Genomic DNA, 4,560 nt, shown 5'->3' on the forward strand with positions numbered 1-4,560 from the left:
ACTTCTATTACTTTTAAAATTGCCATTTTATGTACATTTTAGATTCTCTTAAAGTAACGAAGAATTTGAAGAAATAGCAAATATTCAGCAGGGTATTAGCCATTGATGGCAACTACTTCATTCACCTTATCGCCCATCATGTTTTTAAGCATGGTCTCAATGCCATTTTTTAAGGTAAAGGTAGAAGAAGGACAACCACTACATGCCCCTTGTAAGATCACATTCACAGTTTTTAACTCTTCATCATAAGATTGGAAGAGTATATTTCCACCGTCCATGGCAACTGCCGGTTTTACGTATTCTTCCAGGATCTGGATGATTTGCTGAGAGGTTTCGTCATCCGAGTGAACGATGGCTTCTTTCCCCGAACTGTGTTTTTTTTCTGTATTCTCTGCCTTTGCTGATACAATTTCCTTGCCTTCCGAAATATGCTCGCGGATCATTTCACGTAGTTCCATGGTAATGTCGTTCCAATCGGCTACTTCGTATTTGGTCACGGAAATGTAATTCTCATCCATAAAAACCTCCTTGACAAAGGGAAAATGGAAGAGTGCTTTGGCTAATTCAGAATCCTTGGCCTCATCTATATTCTTAAATTCAAAAGTGGCGGGCACCAATTTCTTATTGGCTACAAATTTCATCACCGCCGGATTTGGAGTTACTTCGGCATAGAGTGTAATAGCCACTTTGGAGGCCGGGGCTTCCTCCAGGACTACAGGCGCACCAGAATTGAGATACTCCACCAATTGCTGAGCAACTTCACTCTGTACATCTTCCCAGCTAACAATATCGAATCGCTCCAGGGCTATAAAATTCCCTGAAATGTATACCGTTTTCACAAAGGGAAGGTAGAAAAGTTGCTGAGCCAAGGGAGAATTTTTGGCTTCATCTATGTTTTTAAACTCATAATTAACGTTGGTCGTAAGAAACTGATTGGCCTCAAATTTTAAAATGGCCGGGGTACTGGTCTCCTTTACAGTAATTACATACTCTTTCATGCTGTCTGTTTTGTGCAAAAATACAACCATTTTTCATGCTATCTAACATATAATAATGTTCGCTTTAAGCCGTTATACATTATATTTGAACATACAGCCATTCACTTTGTCCCATCTTAGATGAGAAAAATCATTTTTATTTTGCTAGCCTGTATTGGCTTCATTAGTACTTCTAATGCACAAGAGGGTATCCCCGTTTATTTTGACTATTTGTCTGATAATTACTATTTGGTACACCCTTCCATGGCCGGTATTGGGCTTGGTGGAAAAATACGGCTTACAGCCAGAAAGCAATGGTTTAACGTAGACGAAGCTCCCAATTTACAGACCTTAAGTGTCAACTGGAGGTTAGGGGAGAGCCCAAGTGGGGTAGGTGTTATCTTGTTCAATGATGCCAACGGCTATCATTCTCAAACCGGGTTAAAGGGCACCTACGCGCATCACTTGCAGTTTGGGGAAGATATTAGAGTTCTTAACCAACTGTCATTTGGTCTAAGCGCAGGCTTTATCCTAAGTAGTTTGGACGAAACCGAATTTAGATCAGTGATACCAGATCCCATAATATCAGGAGCTCGTAATAGTGTTGGGTATTTTAATGTGGATTTTGGGATGTCTTATAACTATATGGAATTCTATGCCCACGCTACTATGTTAAATGCGCTTGGAAGTGGACGGGATCTTTATACGGCTATTGAATTCGATAATTTAAGGAGATATTTATTTTCTGTAGGTTATATTTTTGGAAAATCAGAGTGGCGTGTCGAACCTTCTGTGCTGTTTCAGATCACTGAATTTACTCAGGAAGAAACCGTGGACCTCAATGCGAAGGTATACAGAGATGTTTCTTTTGGGACCGTATGGGCCGGACTCTCTTATAGGAGGAGCTTTGACGGAGCTCAATATCAGGCCAATGGTCAGTTTGGAGAGCAGCGTTTGCAACTATTTACACCTATAGTAGGATTGAACTACAACCGCTTTATGTTCTCATATAATTATTCCTATCAGAACGGGGACATCCGTTTTGATAACGGAGGTTTCCACCAGATCACCCTGGGGTACGACTTTGGTCCGGAAAGGCAAAACAGATTCGACTGTTTTTGTCCGGCTGCTAATTAATAAAAAAGGACCCCGAATAGTTTTTCGAAGTCCCTCTTCCAAATTTGTTTACTTATTTACTCCCAATACAGCTTTTTTGTGGAAGCCTGTTTCTTGATGGTTTGTATCATGGCCTGTTCTAGTTCTCCTGTTTCATTCTTTTGTTGTTTGGCCACATACACTTCGCGTTTAGCATTCGCTTGTTGAATTTCCATTTGGATCTTTTCGCGTTCTGTCCTTTTTTCTGCTAAATAATCTTTGATCTGAGCCTTGGATTTTACTTGGAGAGCGGGAGGGAGTGTTTCTTTTTTGATATCATCCAGGTCAAAGTCTTTTCTTGAGGAAGCATCTACAAGATCCCATTCTGCATTGTTGTAATAAGAGGAACTTTTACTGACCGCACGTTTTACAGCTACTACTTCCTGTAATTCCATGGCTTCAGAATCCTGTACTTCCTGACGAGCCCTGCGACTGGCACCCTGAACACCGTAGGAGACATAGGTGTTATTTAAGCGCGCATTGAGATCGATGATGATTTGATCATAAGGTGTTTTAATATGGACAACCTGCCTGTTGTGGTCAATAGCCATATATTCCCCTCCGGTTAGCAGCGCTCCTTCCTGCCAATTTGTATTGATGCCCTGGGCGTAACTTCCACAAAAAATGGTGTTCACGATGATATCCTTCTCTTTAGCATTTGTCACGGATTCCCTGAAATCCTTTTTACCTTGTGTAAAAGGCTCGTTACCTGCGATAAAGATCATTTTTAGATCGTCCGGGTTTTTACCCCATTCCAATTGACGTAATGATTGATGTATAACTTGCCCGCAATATTCTTCACCTCCATTGGTAGTTAATGAAAATAGCTTTTCAGAGATCTTATCCAAGTCGCTGCTAAAACCCAATACCTGTTGAATATATCCTTCCTGTGATGCAAGATTATCGTTCCCATACTGGTACAGTGCTATCTGTAGGTTTGGTCTGCCATCGTTTCCACATTTGGCATAGGTAAATTGGTTCACTATATCCCAAAGTTGTGATTTTGCCTGATTGATAAGTCCGTCCATACTATTACTGGTATCTAATAAGAGGGCAATTTTAACCGTTGGTTGCAGAGCATATTCACTTGTTTCCTGCTTGCTTTGGAGTGCCATTTTTGAAAATGACATTTTAGAATTGCTATGATGTGCAAAGCTTGTTCCTATCATTAGTAAGAATAGAAATACCATTGTTTTGTGGGTCAACTTTTTCATTTGTTTTTATTTAAAGGGTTATGATAATAGCGGAAAAGTACGTTGCAACTTTTCGACAAAAAACCTGCAATGAGCGAACAGGACGCCCGGATGAGGGAACGGGCCGGTTGCATTCGCCAAGTAGGCAAAACTCTTGTTTTAGAGCCAGGATTGGGCAAAAACCCATTTTTTAATACCGTCCAAATGGACTAAGTTTATACTAATGATACGAAGCAATCCATTAAAATTTATTGCTGTAATAGCGATTCTCCTGGTCGTTTCCAGTGCTAGTTCCCAGACGCTTAATCAACGAAGGGAGATTAGTATAAAGGGGACAGTTAAAGAGAAAGAGAATAATGCTCCGATAGCAGGTGTGGAGGTAACTTCTAATCAAGGTGCCTATGTCATTACAAATGCGCTGGGAGAATTTACAATCAGTACAGCAATAGGAGATATTCTGACCTTTAAAAGTTCCGAATTTGAGACCGTTAGGCATACGGTTCAAAGTGTCGAAAATATCACGGTATTAGTGGATGAGAGGAAAGAAAAGAACGCTGTCAGATTGGAACCTACACTCTCAAAAAGTGGAATCGCCAGGCATAGGGCCTATTTAGATTCTGCAAGCATGTTCAAACCAACCGATATTAAAAAAAGTATAGATTATATTGCCCGCTCTATCTCTGAATTAGGAACACGAGGTAATAAAAAGGAACTGGCGGCATCACTTGCCTTACTAGCAGAAGTATATAGCTATTACCAGCAGTTAGATCTTGCCATTGCCAATTACAAGGATGCCCTTGAAGCAAATTACAGTAGTAGTACCGCCCTTGCCTTAGCCAAAACCTATGTTCAAAACCGCCAATGGGAAGAAGCAATAGCTATCCTAACCACCCTTGAAAATAACAACACACTTGTTCCTTACCGGCGCGTGGAGATTTATGAGAACCTGGGAGATGCCTATTCTGGCACGGGAGATATCAATAAGGCCCTGGCGTATTATCAGGAGGGATTAAAAATTGCCGGGAAGAATCAGATTAGCCCTAAAATTCCGGATTTGAATTCTAAGATCGCCGATGTGTATGCCAGCGTCAACCGGCTTGAAGAGGCCAATGCGTATTACGATAATTCCTTGAAGGAAGCCAGTAAACAGCCCCCCCAAAGAGCGGTACAGGAAAAAGAGAAGGTGGCAGATTTTTTAAACAAAACAAACCGCTATGACGATGAGATACAGCTTC

At 40.9% G+C, this 4,560-nt stretch carries 4 protein-coding genes; 2 read left to right on the forward strand and 2 right to left on the reverse strand.

From position 1 onward, the window contains the following. Positions 1 to 95 precede the first annotated feature (95 nt). A complete protein-coding gene (locus WBM49_RS14315) occupies positions 96 to 998 on the reverse strand; it encodes a NifU family protein (protein ID WP_424372727.1) in 903 nt (300 codons plus the stop codon). Between the two features lie 120 nt (positions 999 to 1,118). On the opposite strand from WBM49_RS14315, the gene WBM49_RS14320 reads away from it, so the two are divergent. Continuing rightward, positions 1,119 to 2,114 carry a PorP/SprF family type IX secretion system membrane protein gene (locus tag WBM49_RS14320; protein ID WP_424372728.1) on the forward strand — a complete coding sequence of 332 codons (996 nt, stop codon included), beginning with the start codon at positions 1,119 to 1,121 and terminating at the stop codon, positions 2,112 to 2,114. Positions 2,115 to 2,170: 56 nt separating this feature from the next. Here WBM49_RS14320 and WBM49_RS14325 read toward each other — a convergent pair whose 3' ends face one another. Further along, a complete protein-coding gene (locus WBM49_RS14325) occupies positions 2,171 to 3,346 on the reverse strand; it encodes a vWA domain-containing protein (protein ID WP_424372729.1) in 1,176 nt (391 codons plus the stop codon). Positions 3,347 to 3,548: 202 nt separating this feature from the next. Between WBM49_RS14325 and WBM49_RS14330 the strand changes: the two genes are divergently transcribed. Continuing rightward, positions 3,549 to 4,560, forward strand: a 1,012-nt coding sequence (locus WBM49_RS14330; protein ID WP_424372730.1) for a tetratricopeptide repeat protein, incomplete at its 3' end; no start/stop codon positions are given.

This window comes from Muriicola sp. (assembly GCF_049669965.1).
Classification (GTDB): domain Bacteria; phylum Bacteroidota; class Bacteroidia; order Flavobacteriales; family Flavobacteriaceae; genus Muriicola.